Origin of the sequence: Delftia sp. WSY_10, from assembly GCF_043104705.1 — a bacterium.
Classification (GTDB): Bacteria; Pseudomonadota; Gammaproteobacteria; order Burkholderiales; family Burkholderiaceae_C; genus Comamonas; species Comamonas tsuruhatensis.
In genome coordinates this window covers 155,312-176,697 of record NZ_JBICKY010000035.1, presented here as the reverse complement: position 1 = coordinate 176,697, position 21,386 = coordinate 155,312, and the positions used below count along the sequence as shown (strand labels likewise).

The 21,386-nt window shown below is 67.2% G+C and carries 21 protein-coding genes; 8 read left to right on the top strand and 13 right to left on the bottom strand.

Annotated features, from left to right (window positions below):
- Window positions 1-40: 40 nt before the first annotated feature.
- A complete protein-coding gene (gene cyoA, locus ACF8ML_RS16555) occupies window positions 41-1,087 on the bottom strand; it encodes a ubiquinol oxidase subunit II (protein WP_016447182.1) in 1,047 nt (348 codons plus the stop codon).
- A gap of 297 nt (window positions 1,088-1,384) precedes the next feature.
- On the opposite strand from cyoA, the gene ACF8ML_RS16550 reads away from it, so the two are divergent.
- Window positions 1,385-2,722, top strand: coding sequence for an MFS transporter (locus ACF8ML_RS16550; RefSeq protein WP_392407432.1), 1,338 nt, complete (start codon window positions 1,385-1,387; stop codon window positions 2,720-2,722).
- A gap of 140 nt (window positions 2,723-2,862) precedes the next feature.
- On the opposite strand, the gene ACF8ML_RS16545 is transcribed toward ACF8ML_RS16550, so the two are convergent.
- Window positions 2,863-3,096, bottom strand: a complete 234-nt coding sequence (locus ACF8ML_RS16545; protein WP_017403895.1) for a hypothetical protein — start codon at window positions 3,094-3,096, stop codon at window positions 2,863-2,865.
- Window positions 3,097-3,288: 192 nt separating this feature from the next.
- The gene (locus tag ACF8ML_RS16540; RefSeq protein ID WP_128422700.1) at window positions 3,289-3,489 is read right to left on the bottom strand and encodes a hypothetical protein; all 201 of its coding nucleotides are present in this window, start codon (window positions 3,487-3,489) and stop codon (window positions 3,289-3,291) included.
- 168 nt (window positions 3,490-3,657) lie between these two features.
- Between ACF8ML_RS16540 and alaS the strand changes: the two genes are divergently transcribed.
- From alaS to ACF8ML_RS16525, 3 genes are all read left to right on the top strand, one after another.
- The gene (gene alaS / locus ACF8ML_RS16535) at window positions 3,658-6,282 is read left to right on the top strand and encodes an alanine--tRNA ligase (protein ID WP_047327365.1); all 2,625 of its coding nucleotides are present in this window, start codon (window positions 3,658-3,660) and stop codon (window positions 6,280-6,282) included.
- A gap of 91 nt (window positions 6,283-6,373) precedes the next feature.
- Window positions 6,374-7,456: an ABC transporter substrate-binding protein gene (locus tag ACF8ML_RS16530; protein ID WP_016447178.1), complete on the top strand. Its 1,083-nt coding sequence runs from the start codon at window positions 6,374-6,376 to the stop codon at window positions 7,454-7,456.
- Between the two features lie 9 nt (window positions 7,457-7,465).
- Complete coding sequence (locus tag ACF8ML_RS16525) at window positions 7,466-8,716, top strand: GGDEF domain-containing protein (protein WP_392407431.1); 1,251 nt, start codon at window positions 7,466-7,468, stop codon at window positions 8,714-8,716.
- 13 nt (window positions 8,717-8,729) lie between these two features.
- Here ACF8ML_RS16525 and ACF8ML_RS16520 read toward each other — a convergent pair whose 3' ends face one another.
- From ACF8ML_RS16520 to ACF8ML_RS16500, 5 genes are all read right to left on the bottom strand, one after another.
- Window positions 8,730-9,752, bottom strand: coding sequence for a GGDEF domain-containing protein (locus ACF8ML_RS16520; RefSeq protein WP_016447176.1), 1,023 nt, complete (start codon window positions 9,750-9,752; stop codon window positions 8,730-8,732).
- A gap of 34 nt (window positions 9,753-9,786) precedes the next feature.
- Window positions 9,787-10,542, bottom strand: coding sequence for a tRNA (guanosine(46)-N7)-methyltransferase TrmB (trmB, locus tag ACF8ML_RS16515; protein ID WP_392407569.1), 756 nt, complete (start codon window positions 10,540-10,542; stop codon window positions 9,787-9,789).
- 64 nt (window positions 10,543-10,606) lie between these two features.
- Entirely contained in the window at window positions 10,607-11,545 is a 939-nt protein-coding gene (gene gluQRS / locus ACF8ML_RS16510) for a tRNA glutamyl-Q(34) synthetase GluQRS (RefSeq protein WP_016447174.1), read from the bottom strand.
- Between the two features lie 66 nt (window positions 11,546-11,611).
- The gene (locus ACF8ML_RS16505; RefSeq protein WP_016447173.1) at window positions 11,612-12,739 is read right to left on the bottom strand and encodes an NAD(P)/FAD-dependent oxidoreductase; all 1,128 of its coding nucleotides are present in this window, start codon (window positions 12,737-12,739) and stop codon (window positions 11,612-11,614) included.
- A gap of 134 nt (window positions 12,740-12,873) precedes the next feature.
- Window positions 12,874-13,812 (bottom strand): LysR family transcriptional regulator, encoded by a 939-nt coding sequence (locus ACF8ML_RS16500; RefSeq protein ID WP_016447172.1) that lies wholly within the window; start codon window positions 13,810-13,812, stop codon window positions 12,874-12,876.
- 132 nt (window positions 13,813-13,944) lie between these two features.
- Between ACF8ML_RS16500 and ACF8ML_RS16495 the strand changes: the two genes are divergently transcribed.
- From ACF8ML_RS16495 to ACF8ML_RS16485, 3 genes are all read left to right on the top strand, one after another.
- Window positions 13,945-14,646, top strand: a complete 702-nt coding sequence (locus tag ACF8ML_RS16495) for a pirin family protein (RefSeq protein ID WP_016451660.1) — start codon at window positions 13,945-13,947, stop codon at window positions 14,644-14,646.
- 22 nt (window positions 14,647-14,668) lie between these two features.
- Window positions 14,669-15,076 (top strand): DoxX family protein, encoded by a 408-nt coding sequence (locus tag ACF8ML_RS16490; protein ID WP_126311443.1) that lies wholly within the window; start codon window positions 14,669-14,671, stop codon window positions 15,074-15,076.
- A gap of 154 nt (window positions 15,077-15,230) precedes the next feature.
- Window positions 15,231-15,800, top strand: a complete 570-nt coding sequence (locus ACF8ML_RS16485; RefSeq protein WP_392407430.1) for a flavodoxin family protein — start codon at window positions 15,231-15,233, stop codon at window positions 15,798-15,800.
- 20 nt (window positions 15,801-15,820) lie between these two features.
- Here ACF8ML_RS16485 and ACF8ML_RS16480 read toward each other — a convergent pair whose 3' ends face one another.
- The 4 genes from ACF8ML_RS16480 to ACF8ML_RS16465 form a co-directional block, all read right to left on the bottom strand.
- On the bottom strand, window positions 15,821-17,155 hold the full coding sequence (locus ACF8ML_RS16480) for an NAD(P)/FAD-dependent oxidoreductase (RefSeq protein ID WP_392407567.1): 1,335 nt from the start codon (window positions 17,153-17,155) through the stop codon (window positions 15,821-15,823).
- 2 nt (window positions 17,156-17,157) lie between these two features.
- Window positions 17,158-17,913, bottom strand: a complete 756-nt coding sequence (locus tag ACF8ML_RS16475; protein ID WP_046239829.1) for an amino acid ABC transporter ATP-binding protein — start codon at window positions 17,911-17,913, stop codon at window positions 17,158-17,160.
- Window positions 17,910-18,575, bottom strand: coding sequence for an ectoine/hydroxyectoine ABC transporter permease subunit EhuD (ehuD, locus tag ACF8ML_RS16470; protein WP_392407429.1), 666 nt, complete (start codon window positions 18,573-18,575; stop codon window positions 17,910-17,912). Before ehuD ends, ACF8ML_RS16475 begins: the two co-directional genes overlap by 4 nt.
- 87 nt (window positions 18,576-18,662) lie before the next feature.
- Window positions 18,663-19,436: an ABC transporter substrate-binding protein gene (locus tag ACF8ML_RS16465; protein WP_016451665.1), complete on the bottom strand. Its 774-nt coding sequence runs from the start codon at window positions 19,434-19,436 to the stop codon at window positions 18,663-18,665.
- 236 nt (window positions 19,437-19,672) lie between these two features.
- Between ACF8ML_RS16465 and ACF8ML_RS16460 the strand changes: the two genes are divergently transcribed.
- Window positions 19,673-20,452, top strand: coding sequence for an IclR family transcriptional regulator (locus ACF8ML_RS16460; protein ID WP_392407565.1), 780 nt, complete (start codon window positions 19,673-19,675; stop codon window positions 20,450-20,452).
- 99 nt (window positions 20,453-20,551) lie between these two features.
- Here the strand turns inward: ACF8ML_RS16460 and ACF8ML_RS16455 are convergent, their stop codons facing one another.
- Window positions 20,552-21,325 carry a sulfurtransferase gene (locus tag ACF8ML_RS16455; RefSeq protein ID WP_046239833.1) on the bottom strand — a complete coding sequence of 258 codons (774 nt, stop codon included), beginning with the start codon at window positions 21,323-21,325 and terminating at the stop codon, window positions 20,552-20,554.
- Between the last annotated feature and the right edge of the window lie 61 nt (window positions 21,326-21,386).

Genomic DNA, 21,386 nt, shown 5'->3' with positions numbered 1-21,386 from the left:
ACGGGCGGCGGGCTGGCCGTCGTCCGCTTCCGCTATCTGCTTATTGCTGTGCGCTGGCGGCCGAGCCGTCGCGCTGGTCCAGGAAGGCCACGACGCGGTCGGCGTTTTGCACCGTGCACACATCCTGGGGCAGGTTCATGCCCACGGCCTTGAGATAGGCTTCACCGCCTGCGGCATCGATGGCCATCATGTGGTGCATGCACATCTTGCCTTCCTCGACGCAGCGGTTGAGCACCTTGTCGTACAGGCCTTCGTCCACGGTGGCGAAGCGCTCGACCGGGTTGCGCTCGCTGGGCTTGACCAGATTCAGGTAGGTGTCGCGGTTCAGGGCCTTGCCTTCGGACTTGGCCTTGGCAACCCACTGCTCGAATTCCTCGTCGCTGAGGCCGTGGAACTTGAACGTCATGCCCGAGAAGCCGGCGCCGCTGTAGTGCGATGCCAGGCCGTGGAACACACCGGTCTTGTTGATCACTGCGTTCAGCTCGGTCTGCATGCCAGGCATGGCATAGATCATGCCGGCCAGGTCAGGCACGTAGAAGGCGTTCATCGTCGAGGTGGCGGTCAGCTTGAAGTGGATGGGACGATCCACGGGAGCGGCCAGCTCGTTGACGGTGGCGATGCCCTTTTCAGGGATGAAGAACAGCCACTTCCAGTCCATGGCCACGACCTGCACTTCCAGCGGCTTGACATCGGTGCTCAAGGGCTTGGAGGCCGAGACGCGGTCCAGCGGGCGGTAGGGGTCGAGCTTGTGGGTGCTGATCCAGGTGATGGCGCCCAGCGCGATGATGATCATCAGCGGCACGGACCAGATCACCAGCTCCAGCGTGGTGGAGTGGTGCCATTCGGGGTCGTAGTGGGCCTCGGTGTTCGACTGGCGGTATTTCCAGGCGAACAGCAGCGTGAGGATGATCACCGGGATGATGATGATCAGCATCAGCAAGGTGGCCGTGACCACCAGGTTGCCTTGCTGCGCGGCGATATCGCCGGCCGGGTTGAGCACGACGGCTTTGCTGCAGCCAGTGAGACTGGCTGTCAAAGCGGCCGCGGTGAGCCACGCAGGCCCACGGAGTTCCTTGATTTTTAGCATGCTAGGGGCGCAACAAGAGCGCGTTTACATAGAAACGCGGATTACAAGATCCGGGCAAATGTATTACGAAGTATAAATTTGTCCATTGGACATTTTGTCCAACGTCAAGGAGAAGCCGGGAACTTTCTGCTACCTGGCGGGGCAGGCAGCGGGGTCCCGGCGGCCCGGAGGCCGCATTTTTCGGCCGCGCGCAGCAGGAAAAACACCAAGTCCGGTCGAGGTGAAACCGCCTTGCGCCAGATCAAGCGAGGGCGTAGAACGGAGCTGTCAGTGAGACGAGACAAGGAGCATCCATCTATGAGCGGCCTCGACACAACTGCAAGCTTCCCCAACGGAAGCTACGAAAGCAAGGAATCTCTGTCCCGCGCCGACACCCACGAAGATGTCACGCCCAACGAGATCGCCGTCGGCGTGATTCTGGGGCGATCCTCGGAGTACTTCGACTTCTTCGTGTTCGGCATCGCCTGCGTGCTGGTCTTCCCGGCACTGCTGTTCCCCTATCTTTCCAAGCTTGACGGCACGTTGATGTCGTTCGGCATCTTCGCGTTGGCCTTCGTGGCGCGGCCGTTGGGCACGGCGCTGTCCATGGCCGTGCAGCGGCGCTGGGGCCGGGCGACCAAGCTGACGCTGGCACTCTTCCTGCTGGGCGTGTGTACGGTGGGCATGGCCTTCCTGCCCAGCTACCAGCAGGCGGGCGTGAACGCCATCATCGTGCTGGCGCTGCTGCGCATCGGCCAGGGCATTGCACTGGGCGGCTCCTGGGACGGCCTGCCGTCGCTGCTGGCCATGTCGGCGCCCCAGAACCGGCGGGGCTGGTATTCGATGATCGGGCAGCTGGGTGCGCCGCTGGGCTTTGTGCTGGCGGCAGGCCTGTTTGCCTTCACCTATGCCCATGTGGATGCCGACGAGTTCCTCAGCTGGGGCTGGCGCTATCCCTTCTGCGTGGCCTTTGCCATCAACGTGGTGGCACTGTTTGCCCGGTTGCGCCTGGTGGTGGGCCAGTCCTACACCGAGCTGCTGGCGCAGCGCGAGCTGGAGCCCATGGGCGTGGTGCCGCTGATGCGCGACGAGGGCCGCAACGTGGTCATCGGCGCCTTTGCAGCCCTTGCCAGCTTTGCGCTCTTCCACCTGGTGACCATCTTCCCGCTGTCCTGGATCTCGCTGTATTCGGACCAGTCGGTGAACCATGTGCTGGGCGTGCAGATCGTTGGCGCCTTCTGTGCGGCCGGCGCCATCATGGTTTCGGGCTGGCTGGCCGACCGAGTGGGGCGGCGCAACACGCTGGGCACCATGGCCTGCCTGATCGGCATCTTCAGCTTTGTGGCTCCCTGGCTGCTGGGCAGCGGCACCACGGGCAACAACGTGTTCATCATCGTCGGCTTCATCCTGCTGGGCCTGTCCTACGGGCAGGCGGCAGGCACGGTGACGGCCAACTTCCCCTCGCGCTATCGCTATACGGGCGCGGCCCTGTCCTCGGACATGGCCTGGCTGGTCGGCGCGGCCTTTGCCCCGCTGGTGGCGCTGGGCGTGTCCTCGCGCTTCGGACTGGTGGCGCTGGGCATCTATCTGCTGTCGGGCGCGCTGTGCACGCTGGCGGCGCTGGGCATCAACCGGGCCATCGAGACGCGCGACTGAACGGGCCCTCGCAAGCCAAAGGCCGGCTCTGCCGGCCTTTTTTGTCGCCGGGCCGCCCCAAGGCAAAAAGCTGGCCCCCTGGGGGGCAGCGGACCTTGAGAAGCAGGGGAGCGTGGGGCATTTTCCGTTGCGGCTCCGCCTCAGGGGTTTTCACCGTAGCGCTGCTTGAAGTCGAATTCGAGCCTGTCGCAGTCCTGCACCGATTCAAACTGCTGCGTCTTGCGCTCGGCCTCTGGCCGCGCGGTTTCCTTGCGGCAGATCTTGATGGTTTCGCGCTCCACCCAGCGCGCCTCGCCTTCGGGCGTGGACAGCAACTGGCCAGCCAGCATGAGCACAGCGAAGAAGGCCACGGGCAGGCCGATGAGCCAGGGCACGATGCGGCTTTTTGGCGGCTTGGGCGATTTCGGCGGTGTTGGCTGTTTGGCCGGATCGGATCCGTTGGCGCTGGCAGCGGGGGCCGGTTCGCTGGAATGAGGCTCGGGTGTCTGTGGTTGCGCCATGGTGTGCTTGCTGTGGTTCCGGCTGGCGATTATCCAGGGCGCCCATCGCGCGCAGTCTGAGCGGAATCAGGGAACGGCGAGATCGCCTGTGCTAGCCATCTCCCCCATCTCCTGCACCAGCCATTTCTCCAGCGCAAGAATGTCGGCCCTGCGGCCCGGATGGGGCGCCACCCACAGCTGCAGGCGCCGAGGTCCGGCCAGTCGCGCGCCGCTGTTGCGCGCGCATGTCAGCGATCCGGCCAGTGACGGGCTGGAGATCGTGCTCAAGGGCGGGCAGATGGGAGGAGAGGCCTTCTTTGGCCACGTGCGTGATGGAGGCTAGGCAGGGCTCGCTGCCGCGACGATGGGGCAAACCTATAATGCGCGTTGGTCCCGACGGGACACCCTCCCGCCAGGGACAGCGCCCCGCGTGCGCGCTCCGAACTCCTAGACACCATGAGCACACCCACTTTCACCGTTGCCGACATTCGCAAGAGCTTTCTGGACTTTTTCGCATCCAAGGGCCACACCATCGTGGAGTCGAGCCCCCTGGTGCCCGGCAACGACCCGACGCTGATGTTCACCAACTCGGGCATGGTCCAGTTCAAGGACGTGTTCCTGGGTACCGACAAGCGCCCCTACACGCGTGCCACCTCGGTGCAGACCTGCCTGCGCGCAGGCGGCAAGCACAACGACCTGGAAAACGTGGGCTACACCGCCCGCCACCACACCTTCTTCGAGATGCTGGGCAACTGGTCCTTTGGCGACTACTTCAAGCGCGAGTCGCTCAAGTGGGCCTGGGAACTGCTGACCGAGGTCTACAAGCTGCCCAAGGAGCGCCTGCTGGCCACGGTCTACGCCGAGGACGACGAGGCCTACGACATCTGGACCAAGGAAATCGGCCTGCCGCCCGAGCGCGTGATCCGCATCGGCGACAACAAGGGCGGCCGCTACAAGAGCGACAACTTCTGGATGATGGCCGACACCGGCCCCTGCGGCCCCTGCTCGGAAATCTTCTACGACCACGGCGCGCACGTGGCCGGCGGCCCTCCGGGCAGCCCTGACGAAGACGGCGACCGCTTCATCGAGATCTGGAACAACGTGTTCATGCAGTTCGACATGGACGAACAGGGCAACGTCAAGCCGCTGCCCGCCCCCTGCGTGGATACCGGCATGGGCCTGGAGCGCCTGGCCGCCATCCTGCAGCATGTGCACAGCAACTACGAGATCGACCTGTTCCAGGCACTGATCAAGGCGGCTGCGCGCGAGACGCACATTGCCGACCTCGAGACCCCGTCGCTCAAGGTCATTGCCGACCACATCCGCGCCACCTCCTTCCTGGTGGCCGACGGCGTGATCCCGTCCAACGAAGGCCGCGGCTACGTGCAGCGCCGCATCGTGCGCCGCGCCATCCGCCACGGCTACAAGCTGGGCCAGAAGACGCCGTTCTTCCACAAGCTGGTCAAGGACCTCGTGGCCGTGATGGGCGACGCCTATCCCAAGATCCGCGAGCAGGAAGCGCGCATCACCGAAGTGCTCAAGGTCGAGGAAGAACGCTTCTTCGAGACCCTGGCCAACGGCATGGAAATCCTGGATGCGGCGCTGGCCGGTGGCGCCAAGGTGCTGCCCGGCGACGTGGCCTTCAAGCTGCACGACACCTACGGCTTCCCGCTGGACCTGACCAACGACGTCTGCCGCGAGCGTGGCCTGGGCGTGGACGAGGCAGGCTTTCAGGCCGCCATGGAAGAACAGAAGAACAAGGCCCGCGCGGCTGGCAAGTTCAAGATGGACCGCGCCCTCGAGTACACGGGCCAGGCCAATGCCTTCACCGGCTACCAGAAGCTGGCCGAGGCCGCCAAGGTGGTGGCACTGTATGCCGAAGGCTGCGCCGTGCAGGAACTCAAGGCCGGCCAGAGCGGCGTGGTCGTGCTCGACACCACACCCTTCTACGCCGAGTCCGGCGGCCAGGTGGGCGACCAGGGCGTGATCAGCACCGCAGGCGCGCGCTTCGCGGTCGAGGACACGCTCAAGATCAAGGCCGATGTGTTCGGCCACCATGGCGTGCTGGAGTCCGGCAGCCTGAAGGTGGGCGATGCCGTGCAGGCCGAGGTGGACACGCAGCTGCGTGCCGCCACCATGCGCAACCACTCGGTCACGCACATCATGCACAAGGCCCTGCGCGAAGTGCTGGGCGACCACGTGCAGCAAAAGGGCTCGCTGGTCAACGCCGAGCGCACGCGCTTCGACTTTGCCCACAACCAGGCCGTGACCGCTGCCGAGATCCGCGAGATCGAGCGCCGCGTGAACGCCGAGATCCTGGCCAACACGCCCACCGACGCGCGGGTGATGGACATCGAATCGGCCAAGGCCACGGGCGCCATGATGCTGTTCGGCGAGAAGTACGGCGACTCCGTGCGCGTGCTGGACATCGGCACCAGCCGCGAGCTGTGCGGCGGCACCCACGTGCAGCGCACAGGCGACATCGGCCTGTTCAAGGTGGTGGGCGAAGGCGGCGTGGCCGCTGGCGTGCGCCGCATCGAGGCGGTGACCGGCGAGAACGCGCTGGCCTACCTGCAATCGCTGGAATCCACGGTGGACCAGGCGGCCGCTGCGCTGAAGGCGCCGACGGCCGAGCTGAACACCCGCATCGGCGGCGCGCTGGAGCAGATCCGTGCGCTGGAGAAGGAAGTGGCTGCGCTCAAGGGCAAGCTCGCTTCCAGCCAGGGCGACGAACTGGCCGGTCAGGCCGTCGACGTCAAGGGCATCAAGGTGCTGGCCGCCAGGCTGGAAGGCGCCGATGCCAAGACCCTGCGCGAGACCATGGACAAGCTCAAGGACAAGCTGGGCGCCGCCGCCATCGTGCTGGCGGCGGTCGATGGCGACAAGGTGCAGCTGGCTGCCGGCGTGACCAAGGCCGAGACCTCGCGCATCAAGGCTGGCGAGCTGGTGAACTTCGTGGCCAGCCAGGTCGGCGGCAAGGGCGGCGGCAAGCCCGACATGGCCATGGCCGGTGGCACGGATGCAGCGGGCCTGCCGGCCGCGCTGGCCGCCGTGCAGGCCTGGGTGGCAGAGCGCGCCTGATCCAGCTGCGCGGCAGATGATTGCTGCTGCTCCCGCTTCGGGACGCCCCGGTGGATTCCTCCACCGGGGCGTCTTGCCGTGGGCGCTGCGCATGGCGTGCGTGATGGGCGTGGTGGCGCAATCGGCCGCTGCCGCCGCGCAAAGCGTGGTCTTCATCAACCCCGGCCGGTCCGACGAGCGCTACTGGACCACGGTCAGCGAGGCCATGCAGGACGCGGCCAGCAGCCTGGGCATGCAGCTGCAGGTGCGCTATGCGCAGCGCGACCACCTGCGCCCCATCGAGATCGCGCGGCAGATCGCGGCCCTGCCCAAGGCGCAGCGGCCCCGCTACGTGATGTTCACCAACGACTACAGCGTGGCGCCCGAAATCCTGCGCACGCTGGAGGCGGCAGGCATAGACAGCTTCATGGCCTTCAGTGGCGTGCCCGAGACATTGCGTGGCCAGACCGGCGTGGCGCGAGAGCGCTATCGCCACTGGCTGGGCAGCCTGGAGCCGGGCGCCGAAGAGGCCGGCTACCTCACGGCCAAGGCCTTGTTCGCCGCCGCGCGGGCGTCGGGCCACGCGCGTGCGGCCGATGGCCGGCTGCACATGGTGGCCATTGCCGGCGACCGCTCCACGCCCTCGTCGGTGGAGCGCAATGCCGGCATGCGCCGCGCAGCGGCCGAGGCCGGCGACGTGGTGCTGCAGCAGGAAGTCTTTGGCGAATGGCGCCGCGAACGCGCCGAGCAGCAGGCGGCCGTGCTGTTCCAGCGCTATCCCGAAGTGCGCCTGGTGTGGGCCGGCAACGACGAGATGGCCTTTGGCGCCATGCAGGCCTGGCGTGCGCGCGGGGGAGCGCCCGGGCACGATGCCTTCTTCAGTGCCATCAATTCATCGGCCGCCGCCATGACGGCGCTGCGCACGGGCGAGCTGAGCGCATTGGCGGGCGGCCATTTCCTCACGGGCGCCTGGGCCCTGGTCATGCTGTACGACCATGCGCACGGCAGCGATTTCGCCACCGAAGGGCTGGAGCAGGTGCGGCCCATGTTCGCCTTGCTGGACAAGTCCCAGATCGACCGCTACGAGCACAGGATCAGCGCGCCCCTGGCTCCGCTGGACTTTCGCAGCTACAGCAAGCACCTCAATCCCCGGCTGCGGCGCTACGGATTCGAGTTGAAGCACCTGCTGCGCTGAGCGCCTTCCATGCCCCGCTTCCGTTCGATCGCCTCCTTGCTGATTGTGCGCATCATGCTGCTGGCCGTGGCCTGCATGCTGGTGTTCGGCGGTGCCCACGCCTGGTGGGAGTACCGCAAGGGGCAGCAGGAGTTTCGCCGTTCCATGGAGACGGTGGTGACCAACAGCATGATCTCGCTGTCGGCAGCGCTGTGGGATATAGAGCCTGCCCTGGTGCACGAGCAGGTGCAGTGGCTGGGCCGGCTGCCCCTGGTCGGCCATGTGCAGCTGCGCGTCACCTCCACGGGCGAGATGTACGAGGCCGGCGAGCCCAGGGATGGCCAGGCCCCCGCCGTGTCCATGGCCATTGCGGCGCCCAGGCACAGCCAGTCCAGCCTGCCGCTGGGTGAGTTGCAGGTCTGGGAAAACCGGGGCCACTACCTGGAGGTGCTGCGCGACTCCACGCTGCGCGTGCTGCTGGGCTATGCGCTGTTCACGGCCCTGGTCTGCCTGATGGTGGCCTGGGTGATGCGCCGCGAACTTCGCCAGCCGCTGCAGCAGATTGCAGGCTTTGCGGCCAGCCTCAAGCCCAACGAGCTGTCGCGGCCACTGGTGCTGGAGCGGACCCGGCGCGGCCAGCACGACGAGATCGATCTGGTGGTGCAGGGCTTTGCCCAGCTGCAGCATGACCTGCGCGGCCACATCGAGCATCTGGACCTGCTGGTGGCCCAGCGCACCGGGCAACTGCAGGAGCTGGTGGAAGAGGTCAAGCGCATGTCGCTGACCGACGCGCTGACCGGCTGCCTCAACCGGCGCGCCATGGACGAGCGCCTGGCGACCGAGGTCGTCCAGAGCCGGGACCGGGGCGCGGCGCTGAGCGTGATGTTCGTGGACGTGGACCACTTCAAGCGGGTGAACGACAGGCACGGCCATGCCGCTGGCGACGCCGCGCTGCGCGAGGTGGCGCTGCGCTGCCAGCGTGCGCTGGAGCTGGATTCGTCGGCGCACTGGATGGCGCGCTACGGCGGGGAGGAGTTCCTGATCGTGATCCCTGGTGTCGCTGCGGCCCGGGCCGGGGCACTGGCCGGTCAACTGCGCGAGACCGTGCGCACCATGCCCGTGCATGTCCACGGGCTGGATCTGATGCTGACGGCCAGCTTTGGCGTGGCCCAATTGCGTGGCGGCGAGGGCGTGCAGCAACTGCTGCAGCGTGCCGATGCCATGCTCTACGAGGCTAAGCACGCCGGGCGCGACTGCGTGCGCGTGGCCGACACGGCCTGACCTCAGGTCGGGCTCAGAACAGTTCGATGTCGTTGCTGTTCACCTGGGGTGCCAGCAATCCCTGGGTGATCAGGTCGCCGTAGTACCAGGTCTGGTTGCGGCCATGTTCCTTGGCGTGGTAGAGCGCCTGGTCGGCATGCCCCAGAACCTCCACGGGCGCGCCCGTGCCCATGGCGGCAAATCCCGCGCTCACGGTGATGCGGCCGACCTGGGGAAACTCGTAGCTCTCCACATCGTGGCGCAGGCGCTCCAGCGCCTTGCGCGCATTGGCCAGGCTGACCGAGCGCAGCAGCACCACGAACTCCTCTCCGCCGAAGCGGAATACGCGGTCCTTGGCATCGAAGCAGCTGCGCAGGATGTTGGCCACCAGGATCAGCACCTCGTCGCCATACAGATGGCCGAAGCGGTCGTTGATGCGCTTGAAATGGTCGATGTCGATGGCGGCCAGCCACTGGCCCGGAACATCTTGCGTGGCCACGCCAGGCATGGCTGCCGGCGGCTCCTGCAGAGACAGGCGCAGGAACTGCTCGTCGAAGGTCTTGCGGTTGAGCAGACCGGTCAGCGCGTCGCGCTCGCTGTAGTCCAGCAGGCTCTGGTAGTTGTGATAGACGCCGAAGATGCCCTGGATCACATCCAGCCGGCTGGGCGAGAAGGCCGTGGACTGGGCAATCTCCAGGCAGTGGTAGGCCGTCTCCTGGCGCCACAGCGGCAGCCACAGCACATGGCGGCCATCGGGCTGCACGGCCGAGGCGACCAGGGCGCGCTGCTGCAGGGCCTGCTGCAGCGAGGGCATGGAGGACAGCTCCACGCTCTGCGGGTCGTACAGGGCCTCGGCATCGGTGGACATGACCTCATCGCCCTGGCTCCAGGTGCGCGCACGCACGCAGTGCCTGCCGTCAGGCATGGCGAACAGCTCCAGCGCCCGCACCTGCACCACGCCGTTGAGCTTGAACAAGGTGGACAGCACCGAGATTTCCAATCGCAGATGGTCCCGGTGGGCCGTCATCTCGACCAGATTCTGTAGCAATGGCTGCATGCGAGGCCTTGTCTTGGAGGAGGGCGCGACCGGCTCAGCGGCGCTCAAACACCAGATCCCATACGCCGTGGCCCAGGCGGATGCCGCGGTTCTCGAACTTGGTCAGCGGCCGGTAGTCGGGCTTGGCGGCATAGCCTTGTGCCGTGTTGGCCAGCAGGGGCTCGGCGCCCAGCACTTCCAGCATCTGCACTGCGTAGGGTTCCCAGTCGGTGGCGCAGTGGATGTAGCCACCGGGGCGCAGCCGGCGCGCCAGCTTGGCCACCAGCGGCTCCTGGATCAGGCGGCGCTTGTTGTGCTTCTTCTTGTGCCAGGGATCGGGAAAGAAGATGTGCACGCCGTCGAGGCTGGCCTCGGGCAGCATGTTGTCTATGACTTCGACGGCGTCGTGCTGCAGGATGCGGATGTTGGTGATGTCCTGCTCGCCAATGCGCTTGAGCAGGGCGCCCACGCCAGGCTCGTGCACCTCGCAGCATAGGAAGTTGTCGTCGGGGCGCACGCGCGCAATGTGTGCCGTGGCCTCGCCCATGCCGAAGCCGATCTCCAGGATCAGCCGGCCCTGGCGGCCATAGGTGGCTGCGGCGTCCAGCGGCGCGGCTTGGTAGTTGAGCACGAAGCGCGGGCCCAGTTCCTCGAAGGCCTTGGCCTGGCCGGTCGTGGTGCGGCCGGCGCGGCGCACATAGCTCTTGATGGTCTTGGGATGGGCCACGCCCTCGGGCGGCTGGCCGCTACGCGCGGCCGCAGGCGTGGAGGGTGAAGGGCAATCATGCGGCGTGCCGGAGGCAGCGGGCATGGTGTTCGGGATGTCGCCGTCCAGGGACTGCTCGGCGTGGGAGGAAGGAATTGGGTTCACGGGCTCAATTGTATGTATGGCGCCAGCTCCGTACCCAGAACTGCAGCGCTTCGCCCAATGCGGTCTGTGGAGAAGGCTGGGGCAGGCCCAGGTGGGTGGCGGCGGTGCGAAGCGTGGCCAGGGGGACGCTCAGGTCCAGGGCGGGGGCGCCGTGCTGCTTGGAAAGTTTCTCGCCGTCAGGCATGAGCACCAGCGGCGTATGCAGGTACTGCGGGGCGGGCAGGCCCAGGGCGCGCTGCAGCAGCATCTGGCGGGGCGTATTGTCGGCAAGGTCGGCGCCGCGCACCACATGGGTGACGCCCTGCAGGCCGTCATCGACGACCACGGCCAGCTGATAGGCCCACAGGCCATCGGCCCGGCGCAGCACGAAGTCGCCGACGCTGTGGGTCACGTCCTGCTGCTGGGCGCCCATGCGGCGGTCCTGCCAGTGCAGCACGGGGTGGCGGCCGGCAAAGTGGTCCAGCGCAAAGCGCCAGGCGCGGGGGCTCTTGCCATGCAGGCCGTCGCGGCAGGTGCCGGGGTAGGGGCGCTCCACATGGCGTTCATGGATCCAGCCCAGGCGGTCCCAGGCGGCCTCGATGTCCTTGCGTGTGCAGCCGCAGGGATAGGCCAGGCCGCTGGCCTTGAGCTGCTCCACAGCGGCCTCGTAGAGGGCGCCGCGGCGGGATTGCCAGACCGGCTCCTCGTCGGGCAGCAGGCCGCAGGCGGCGAGCTGGCCCAGGATGGCCATGTCGGCACCGGGCTGGCAGCGCGGGGGGTCTATGTCCTCGATGCGCACCAGCCAGCGCCCGCCGTGGGCCCGGGCATCCAGCCAGCTGGCCAGCGCTGCCACCAGGGAGCCTGCGTGCAGCAGGCCCGTGGGCGAGGGCGCAAAGCGGCCCACATAGGGGGAGGCCGCGGTGGCAATGCCGGGATCGGGGGACTGAGGGACGGCGCAAATCATCGGGGCCGGATGTTAAAGCCTCGCGCCGCCCCTTGCCATGACCTGGGAGCCGGACACTGCCCCGGCTCAGTCCGCAACCATGGCCAGCGCCATCTCCAGCCCCGAGACGAAGGCATCCTCGACACGGCGGCCAATGCACCAGTCGCCGCACAGGCCCAGGCCGGCGTCCTTGTTGCGCAAATGGCTGCTGCCCAGCGGCGACAGGGTCTGGGCATGGGGCCAGAGATAGACGCTGGCATGGCGGGGGGGGATGCGGATGCGCGTGATCTCGCCAAAGGCCTTCTGCATCTTGGCCAGCACGCGGGGCGCGTCGTCGGAGCGGTGCTCCTGGGACCATTGGGGGCTGGCCAGCACGGTCCATCGCTCGCTCTGGGAGCGTCCCGGCTTGGACGATTCGCGCGCCACCCAGACTGCACGCTCATGGGTGGTACGGGCTGCATTCCACTGTGGGCCCAGGGTGGACAGGCCGGCCTCGGTGGCCATGGGATAGGACAGCGTCAGCGCCCAGCAGGGTGCCATCTCCACGGCCGCCATGCCCTGCACCAGCGACAGGGCCAGGGGCGTGGTCTGCAGCAGCTGGCGCGCCTGGGGCGCGGGCAGGGCGAGTATCACTTCATCGAATCCCGTGCGGATCTGCGTGGTCGGCTCGGTCGTCTCCACATGCAGGCTCCAGCCGCGCGAGCCGGGCTGGCGTTCGAGCTTGGTCACGCGCTGGCCCAGATGCAGGCGGTCGGCGTCCCACAGCGGCGCGGCCCAGGCCATGGGCAGGGCCTGCATGTCGGGCGTGGCCACCCAATGGGCCTCGGTGGGTGCGGGTGCGGCGCTGGACTGGCGACCCTGCGCATCCAGCACGCGCAGCGTGCTCACGCTCCAGGGGCGGCACAGGCCGGGCACGGTCTGCAGGGCCAGCTCGAAGCGCTTGTCGCGCACGGTGAAATACTGCGCGCCGATGTCGAAGGCGCCATGCGCGGCGTTGACGGAGCGCATGCGCCCGCCCACCTGGGGCAGCCGTTCGTAGACATGGACATCGTGGCCGGCCTGCATCAGCGTGCGGGCGCAGGCCAGGCCCGCCATGCCGGCACCGATCACGGCGATGCGGCGCGCGCCGGCCTTGGGGCGCGCCTTGGAGGCTTCGGGGGGCTTGGTGGCCTTTTTCTTGACCGTGGACTTGGAGGCGGCGCGGGAAGCGTTCATGGAGCAGACCTTTGCGGGCAGTGGCAGATTCCGGGAAGCATGTCCTTGCCGGCCTGCTTCGCCGCAGCGGCGGAGCAGGCCGGGACCTGTAACCACTCTACACCCGCACAGACCGCCCGGCGGCGTGCGCCAGCTCAATGTCGGTGATGATTTTCCATGAGAGCGCGGCGCGTGGCGGGGCTTTCCAGCTGCTGCAGCCACCACTGCAGCGCGCGCGGCGGGTCCTGCTGCGGCGGGCAGGACCATGCGTAGTGCATGCGCACATTGCGCGAGGGCCGGGCGACCTGGCGCGTTACCAGCAGGCCGGCCTGCACATAGACGTCGGCCATGAAATGGGGCAGGAAGCCGCAGCCTATGCCGCGCACCTGTGCCTCGATCTTGGCCTGCATGGAGTCCACGGTGAAGATGTCCTGGCCGCTGAGCAGGCCCATGCTGGCGCTGTCGCGCAGGCCTGAATCGGCCACGGCGATGATGCGGTGCTGCAGCAGCGTCGCGTCGGTGATGGGCTCGGGCGCCGTGGCCAGCGGATGGTGGGGCGCCACGGCAAAGACGAAGTCCAGCTCGCCCAGTTCGCAGGCCTGCAGGCCCGCCACGTTGCTGGAGTTGACGGCCACGCCGATGGCCAGGTCGGCGCGGCCCGAGGTCAGCGTCTCCAGCGTGCCGGTGAGGATGCCGTCGCGCAGCTTCAGCCGCGTGGGCGGCTGCATGGCGTAGAAGGCCTCGACCAGTTCCAGCATGGGCGTGCGCGCCACGGCGCCGTCCACCACGATGGTCAGATGCGGCTCCCAGCCCGTGGCCACACGGCGCACGCGGTGGGCCACGGTGTCGATCTCATGCAGCAGCCGGGTGCCTTCGCGCAGCAGCTCCCGGCCGGCCTCGGTGGGCTGGGCGTGGCGCGAGCGGCGGTCGAACAGCAGCACGTCCAGCGCATCCTCTATCTGGCGCACGCGGTAGGTCAGGGCACTTGGCACCAGGCCCAGCTGGCGTGCGGCGGCGGCAAAGCTGCCGGCCTCGGCAATGGCCTGGAGCATGGCCAGGCTGTCGGGAGTGAGCACGTCGCGGGGGCTGGGCATGGGGCGTTATGGATTCAAAAGCTTTGAATGATGCCATCAATCCCGCTGTGCCTGGCCTGCTACAGCGGCTTCTACAGTGGAGTCACCGACGCAAGAGTTTTGAAGATCTGACCAGTTGAAAGGGACATACACATGATCGCCCTGCGCAAATCCCGCGAACGCGGCCATGCCGACCACGGCTGGCTGCGCTCGCACCACAGCTTCTCGTTTGCGGGCTATCACGATCCGCGCCACATGGGCTTTGGCAACCTGCGCGTGATCAATGAAGACCATATCGCCCCGGGCACGGGCTTTGGCGCCCATGGCCACAAGGACATGGAGATCATCAGCTACGTGCTCGAAGGCCGGCTCTCGCACAAGGACAGCATGGGCAATGAGCAGACCATCTCGCCGGGAGAGGTGCAGCGCATGAGCGCCGGCTCGGGCGTGGTGCACAGCGAGCACAACCACGCACCGGGCCAGACCACGCATTTCCTGCAGATCTGGCTGCTGCCCAGCGAGACGGGCATTGCGCCCGGCTATGCGCAGAAAGCCTTTGCCGACGAGGAAAAGCGCGGCCGCCTGCGCCTGGTGGCCTCGCCCGATGGCGCGGATGGCTCGGTCACCGTCCATGCCGATGCCCGGCTCTATGCCGGCCTGTTCGACGGCGATGAGCACGCCGAAATGGAGCTGCCCCCCGGCCGCAAAACCTATGTGCACCTGGTGCGCGGCGCGCTGAGCGTCAATGGGCAACGGCTGACAACGGGCGATGCGGCCCTTGTGGAGAATGAACCGCGACTGCGCCTGCACGACGGGGAACAGTCCGAGGTCCTGGTGTTCGATCTGCAAGCCTGAGCATTCACGAGGAGTAACCATCATGCTGAACCGTCTGAGCAACCCGCTGGCGCTGGCCGGCCGCATCCTGATCGCGCTGATGTTCGTGCCTGCGGGCTTTCAGAAAATCGGAGGCTTCGCCGGCACGGTGGGCTATGCGGCCTCGGTGGGCATGCCCATGCCGCAGATCGGCGTGGCCGTGGCCCTGGTGGTGGAGATCGTCGGCGGGCTGGCCCTGCTGCTGGGCTGGTGCACGCGCTGGGCGGCCCTGGCGCTGGCCTTCTTCACGCTGGTGGCCAGCTTCTTCTTCCATGCCTACTGGAGCGTGCCGGCTGACGCGGCCATGATGCAGCAGCTGCTGTTCTGGAAGAACATCGCCGTCACGGGCGGCCTGCTGGGCTTTGCCGCCCATGGCGCCGGTGGCTGGAGTGTGGATGCACGGCTCCATTGAGTGGCCCGCGCACTGCCGCCAGCTCCTTTATTTTTGTTAGGCTACCGGCCTGAGTGGGCCCCGCAGCAGCGCTGTGGGGCCTTTTGGCGTGGATGATCGATGAATGTGGCGCCTGCCGGCCTGGAGCCGTGGCCGGCGCCCGAGGATTTCTTGTATGGCAGATATCGTGGTGGTCTACCACTCGGGTTACGGGCACACCCAGCGCATGGCCCAGGCCGTGGCCGATGGCGCGGGTGCGCGCATGCTGGCCATAGACAGCGACGGCCAGCTGCCTGCCGGCGGCTGGGAGCTGCTGGCGGCGGCAGATGCCATCATCTTCGGCTCGCCCACCTACATGGGCGGGCCCAGCTGGCAGTTCAAGCGCTTTGCCGATACCTCGTCCAAGCCGTGGTTCGTGCAGGCCTGGAAGGACAAGCTATTCGCCGGCTTCACCAACAGTGCCAGCGTCAACGGCAACAAGCAGACCACGCTGGACTATCTGTTCCAGCTGGCCATGCAGCACGGCGGGCTGTGGGTGGGCAGCGGCATGCTGCCGTCCAACGCGCGCGCCGCGCAGCGCAACGACCTCAACTGGATAGGCGCCTTCAGCGGCGCCATGGCGCAATCGGCCTCGGATGCCTCGGCCGCCGAGATGCTGCCGGGCGACCTGGAGACCGCGCGCCTGTTCGGCGAGCGCGTGGCGCAGCAGGCGCTGCGGCTGGTGCGCCAGGCCGGCGCGGCTTGATCGGCCGGCTCCACTGAACCTCACGCACCCAGCCGATCCAGCAGGCTGTACCAAGCCACCCCTGCCGCTATGTACAACCGTTGCAACCCATGCAGCGGTATCGGCTGAACCGGCGTTACCGGAAAGGGGCAGGCCGGCGCATTTCCGCCGGCCATCAGCGCGGCCGCCTCCCGCCCCAGCAGGGTGGCCATGGCAATGCCGCGGCCGTTGTAGCCCAGGGCCATGGTGATGCCGGGGGCAGGCTGGTGCAGGTGGGGCATGAAGTCGCGTGTGACGGCGATGCGCCCTGCCCAGCGGTACTCGTATTGGAGGGGGCCCAGTCCGGGGAACATCAGCGCCACGGCGCGTTCCAGGTGGGCATAGTCGCCTGCACCCTGCGGGTCCGCAAAATGTCCGCGCCCGCCCATGAGCAGACGGCCTTGTGCGTCCTTGCGAAAGTACAGCAGCAGGCGCTGCGAGGTCGAGCCTGTCTCGCCCCCGGGCAGGATGTGCGCGCCCGCCTTGCCCAGGGGCTGTGTGGCCACGATGAAGCTGTTGGCTGCCAGTACCGTGCGCGCCAGGCCAGGCCACAGACCATCGGTATAGCCGTTGGTGGCCAGCAGCACCTGCCTGGCCTGTATGCGTTGACCCTGGGCCGTGGTGGCGGCCCAATGGTCCGTGCCCTGCCGCTCCAGTGCCAGCACGGGCGATCCGCTGTGGACCTGCGCGCCCAGGGTCTGTGCGGCGCGCACCAGTCCGCGCACGTAGGCCAGGGGCTGTATGGCGCCGGCGCGGCCGTCCAGCCAGCCGCCGGCAAACGCGGGCGTGCCGGTGCGTGCTGCCGTGGCAGTGCGGTCCAGCAGTTCCACGCGCACGCCGCGCCGCTCCCACTGCCGGGCGCGCGCATGCATGCCGTCCACCGCCTGCTGGGTGTATCCGACCTGCAGCCAGCCGGCGCGCACGGGCGCACAGTCGATGCCGTGGCGTTCGATCAACCCGTACACAAGGTCGGCCGAGCGGGAGACGGCGTCGATCAGCCGCTCGCCACGAGCGGCGCCGTGGATGCGCTGCAGTTCGTCGGGGTCGTACTTGAGGGTGGGGTTCACCTGGCCGCCGTTGCGGCCCGACGCGCCCCAGCCGGGAGCATGGGCGTCAAGCACGCACACGCTGGCGCCGCTTTCGGCCAGGTGCAGTGCTGCCGACAGGCCGGTATATCCCGCGCCGATCACCAGCACGTCGGTGGTGGTCAGCGCTGCTGCCAGCGGTGGCGTGGGCGGTGCGGCGGGTGCAGTGGCCGCCCACAGCGATGGCGCTGACGGGTGCGACAGCACGGGGCGTACCGACGAAGACGATGCGATGGAGGCGGTAGCTGCCATCCTCATGCCGCACCTTCTGATGGCGCACAGTGCTGGTGCAGCACGCGCCGCAGGAAGTCCTGCGTGCGTGCATGGCGCGGTGCGCCCAGCAACTGGGCCGAAGGGCCTTCCTCCACGATGGTGCCGCCGTGCAGAAAGCACACGCGGTCGGCCACCTCGCGAGCAAAGGCCATCTCGTGCGTGACCACGATCATCGTCATGCCTTCTTCGGCCAGCTGGCGCATCACGCCCAGCACGTCGCCTACCAGTTCGGGGTCCAGGGCCGAAGTGGGTTCGTCGAACAGCATGGCCTCTGGCTTCATGGCCAGGGCGCGGGCAATGGCCACCCGCTGCTGCTGCCCGCCCGAAAGCTGTGCGGGCCAAGCCTGTGCCTTGTCTGCCAGACCTACCTTGCGCAGCAGCTCCAATGCCTCGGCATGGGCCTGGCCGGGCGCCTGGCCCTTCACATGGATGGGGCCTTCCATCACGTTCTGCACCACGGTGCGGTGCGGGAAGAGGTTGAAGCGCTGGAAGACCATGCCCATGCGGCTGCGCAGCGCGTGGATGGACGGCGCGCGTGTGTCCACGCGCTCACCGAAGGCGCGCACCTCGCCGCCCTGGTACGACTCCAGGCCGTTGATGCAGCGCAGCACCGTGGACTTGCCTGAACCCGAAGGGCCGATCAGACACACCACCTCTCCACGTGCCACGCGCAGGTTGACGCCCCGCAGCACGCGATGCTCGCCGTAGGCCTTTTCCAGGTGATCGATCTCGATCATGGCGACTTCCTTCCCGCTCCAAAGCGCTTCTCCAGACGCCTGAGCCCCCATATCAGCGGCAGGCTCATGGCCAGGTAGAGCAGGGCGACCAGGGTGTAGACCGTCATGTTCTGGAAGGTGGACGCTGCGATCAGCTGGCCCTGGCGCGTCATCTCGGCCACGGTGATGGTGGAGACCAGGGACGAGTCCTTGAGCATCATCACCAGGGTGTTGCCGTAGGGCGGCAGCGCTATGCGGAATGCCTGCGGCAGCACCACGCGGCGCATGAGCAGGGCCGGTCGCATGCCCATGGCCAATGCGGCTTCCCGCTGGCCTGGGTCCACCGCCTCGATGCCGGCGCGGAAGTTTTCTGCCTGATAGGCCGAATAGGCAATGCCCAGGCCGATCACCCCGGCCTGGAAGGCGGTGAGCTGGATGCCGACCTCGGGCAGCACGAAGTAGATGTAGAACAGCTGCACGATGATGGGCAGGCCCCGTATCACATTGACCACGGTCGACGCGGCCCACGAGACGGCGCGCACGGGTGAGAGCTTGCCCAGCGCCAGCACCAGTCCGATCGCGCTGGACAACAGGAACGACAGCGCGGTGACCTGCACCGTGACCACCGCTCCTTGCAGCAGGATGGGCAGGAACTCTCGCGCGTGCTGCACAAATGCTTGCATGGCGTACTTTCCTCGAAGGTGTCATTGCCGTGCATTGCGCGGCAAAGGGGGTGATGCGCGAGGCGATCCGACGGGCGTCCGATGTCCTCAGATGCCCCACTTCTTGACGATCTGGGCCAGGGTGCCGTCTGCCTTGATGGTGGCGATGGCCTTGTTCAGGCGGGCCAGGGTTTCGGTGTCTCCCTTGCGCACCACCAGGCACACATCCCCCACGTTGGAGGGCTTGTAGCTTTCGGCCAGCTTCACGCCCTGGAAGCTGTGCTGGCGTATCTGGTAGGCAATGATGGGCTGGTCACCCAGCCCTGCCTTGATGCGGCCAAGCGCCAGGTCGCGCGTCATGTCGGCTACCGAGTCGTAGCTGCGCACTTCCCTGAAGATGCCCTTTTTCTGCAGCAGGTCGTAGAACACCGTGCCCACCTGGGCACCGACGACCTCGCCCTTGAGATCGTCCAGTGATACATAGGCCTTGGCATCGTCGGCCTTGACGATCAGGCCCTCGCCGTAGGAGTAGACCGCATCGCTGAAATCGACCACCTGCTGGCGTGCGGCGGTCTTGAGCATGGCCGCCGAGATGATGTCGATCTTGCTGGATGTGAGCGAGGGGATCAGCGCCGCAAAGCTGGTCTGCTGCACATGGGCCTGGAAGCCTCCGGCCTTGGCCACGGCCTGCATGGTGTCGACCATCATGCCCTGGATGCTGTTGCTCTTGACGTCCAGAAAGGTGAACGGAATGCCTGTGGGCGTGGCGCCCACGTTGTAGCTGGCCGGGGCGCTGCCGCCTTGCGCCGCAGCCAGCGCGACGGCGCCGGCGGCACACAGGCCCAAGGCGAGGTGGAGGACGCGGTGGACAAAACCTGGCATTGCCTGACTCCTTGGCGTGAACGACGGAAGGAAAGAGCAGGGACAGGTCACCTTGGGGGCTGCCCCTCGCCTGCAGCGGAGAATTCTCGGAAACGTGCCAATGATCAATGTGGATGAATCTTCAAGAAATAAGAGAAAACCACTAAGCAATTCAAAGAAATCGATATGCGATTCTTTTGATGTGGATGCCTATACTTGCCGCCATGCAAGCACCGTCTCAACCCGCTTCGTCACCGATGGATGACGACGCCAACCCCCTGTTCAACCAGTCGCTGGAGAAGGGCCTGGCCGTGCTCTGCGCCTTCAGCGCGCAGCACCGGAGCATGACGCTGGCCGATGTGGCCGCCGCTGCGGGCATCAACAAAAGCTCGGCGCAACGCATGGTGTTCACGCTGGAGCAGTTGGGCTACGTCCGCAAGCATCCGCAAACCCGGCGCTACCAGCTCGCGCCGCGCGTCATGCGCGTGGGCTACAACTACCTGGCGGCCAACCCGGTGATCGACCTGGCCAATCCGTATCTTTCGGAACTGACCAAGATCACGACCGAGACCACCTGCCTGACCGAGCCCGACGGGCTGGAGATGGTCTATGTGGCACGCTTCATCAGCGCCCAGTTTGTGCCGGTGCACATGCCCATTGGAAGCCGCATCCCCATGTACTGCACTGCCTCGGGGCGTGCCTGGCTGAGCGCACTGCCCGATGAAGAAGCCCTGGCCCTGCTGCGCCAGAGCGAGCGAACCGCGCACACACGTTTCACCATCACGGACGAGGCCGCCATCCTCGATGAGCTGGCCCAGGCGCGTCAGCGCGGCTATGCCGTCAACCGGGAGGAACTCTTTCTGGGCGACATGACGCTGGGCGCGCCCGTCATCGGCAGCCATGGCCGTCCCGTGGCCGCCGTGCACATCGTCGCGCCGACCAGCCGATGGACGGTGGAGGAGGCGCAGGCCCGCCTGGGCCCAGGGCTGCTGGCCTGCGCCCGCTCGCTCAGCAACTCGGTGCGTGCTCTGGGTTGAACGGCAGCCGATGCTGCAGCCGGTATGGCCGCATTGGTGGTGCACGCCGCAAGCGTGGCGTGCATGCCCCGGGCTTCAGGTCAGGGCTGGGGGATCGGCCTATGCAGACGGAGTCTCCTGGGCCTGCGGATGCTCCAGCTGGGGGGCGGCCGCCAGGTCCGCGTCCACGGCGCGGCGCTCGTCGAAGACGAAGCAGCCGCCGTCATAGAAGGCGCCGTCGGTCTCCTCGAAGTACTTGAGGATGCCGCCCTCGAGCTGATAGACATGGTCCAGGCCTTCGTCCTGCATGAGGATGGCGGCCTTCTCGCAGCGTATGCCGCCCGTGCAGTAGCTGACCACGGTCTTGCCGGCCAGTTCGGCCTTGTGGGCACGCAGCGCGGGCGGGAATTCGGTGAACTTGGTGATGCGCCAGTCGATGGTGCCCTTGAAGGCGCCGGCATCGACCTCGAAGTCGTTGCGCGTATCCAGCGTCACCACCTCGCGGCCCTCGTCATCGTGGCCCTGCTGCAGCCAGCGGCGCAGCGTGGCGGGGCTGACAGAAGGCGCGCGACCCTCTGCCGGGCGGATGGTGGGGTGGTCCATGCGGATGATCTCGCGCTTGACCTTGACCAGCATCTTGCGGAAAGGCACGGTGTCGGACCAGCTTTCCTTGGGGGCCAGGTCGGCAAAGCGCTCATCGCTGCGCAACTGATCGACGAAGCTGTGCACCGCCTGGGCGGGGCCTGCCAGGAAGAAGTTGATGCCTTCCTCGGCCAGCAGGATGGTGCCCTTGAGCGCAAGGGCCTGGGCGCGTTCGGCCAGGGTGTCGCGCAGCGCCGCTGCGTCGGGCAGCGGCGTGAACTTGTAGCAGGAAATATTGAGGATATCGGGCACAGGCAGGCAGGCGGGGGGCGGCAAGGGCCGCAGGTTGGATCGGGTCGCCGGCGAGGGGCGG

Excerpts from the sequence above, each read along its gene's own strand:
- trmB (WP_392407569.1), bottom strand. The coding sequence starts at position 10,542 with ATGCCCGCTGCCTCCGGCACGCCGCATGATTGCCCTTCACCCTCCACG.
- ACF8ML_RS16550 (WP_392407432.1), top strand. The coding sequence starts at position 1,385 with ATGAGCGGCCTCGACACAACTGCAAGCTTCCCCAACGGAAGCTACGAA.
- ACF8ML_RS16505 (WP_016447173.1), bottom strand. The coding sequence starts at position 12,739 with ATGAACGCTTCCCGCGCCGCCTCCAAGTCCACGGTCAAGAAAAAGGCC.
- ACF8ML_RS16495 (WP_016451660.1), top strand. The coding sequence starts at position 13,945 with ATGATCGCCCTGCGCAAATCCCGCGAACGCGGCCATGCCGACCACGGC.
- ACF8ML_RS16485 (WP_392407430.1), top strand. The coding sequence starts at position 15,231 with ATGGCAGATATCGTGGTGGTCTACCACTCGGGTTACGGGCACACCCAG.
- ACF8ML_RS16465 (WP_016451665.1), bottom strand. The coding sequence starts at position 19,436 with ATGCCAGGTTTTGTCCACCGCGTCCTCCACCTCGCCTTGGGCCTGTGT.
- ACF8ML_RS16480 (WP_392407567.1), bottom strand. The coding sequence starts at position 17,155 with ATGGCAGCTACCGCCTCCATCGCATCGTCTTCGTCGGTACGCCCCGTG.
- ACF8ML_RS16530 (WP_016447178.1), top strand. The coding sequence starts at position 6,374 with ATGGCGTGCGTGATGGGCGTGGTGGCGCAATCGGCCGCTGCCGCCGCG.
- gluQRS (WP_016447174.1), bottom strand. The coding sequence starts at position 11,545 with ATGATTTGCGCCGTCCCTCAGTCCCCCGATCCCGGCATTGCCACCGCG.
- ehuD (WP_392407429.1), bottom strand. The coding sequence starts at position 18,575 with ATGCAAGCATTTGTGCAGCACGCGCGAGAGTTCCTGCCCATCCTGCTG.
- ACF8ML_RS16490 (WP_126311443.1), top strand. The coding sequence starts at position 14,669 with ATGCTGAACCGTCTGAGCAACCCGCTGGCGCTGGCCGGCCGCATCCTG.
- ACF8ML_RS16475 (WP_046239829.1), bottom strand. The coding sequence starts at position 17,913 with ATGATCGAGATCGATCACCTGGAAAAGGCCTACGGCGAGCATCGCGTG.
- alaS (WP_047327365.1), top strand. The coding sequence starts at position 3,658 with ATGAGCACACCCACTTTCACCGTTGCCGACATTCGCAAGAGCTTTCTG.
- ACF8ML_RS16500 (WP_016447172.1), bottom strand. The coding sequence starts at position 13,812 with ATGCCCAGCCCCCGCGACGTGCTCACTCCCGACAGCCTGGCCATGCTC.
- ACF8ML_RS16520 (WP_016447176.1), bottom strand. The coding sequence starts at position 9,752 with ATGCAGCCATTGCTACAGAATCTGGTCGAGATGACGGCCCACCGGGAC.
- ACF8ML_RS16460 (WP_392407565.1), top strand. The coding sequence starts at position 19,673 with ATGGATGACGACGCCAACCCCCTGTTCAACCAGTCGCTGGAGAAGGGC.
- cyoA (WP_016447182.1), bottom strand. The coding sequence starts at position 1,087 with ATGCTAAAAATCAAGGAACTCCGTGGGCCTGCGTGGCTCACCGCGGCC.
- ACF8ML_RS16525 (WP_392407431.1), top strand. The coding sequence starts at position 7,466 with ATGCCCCGCTTCCGTTCGATCGCCTCCTTGCTGATTGTGCGCATCATG.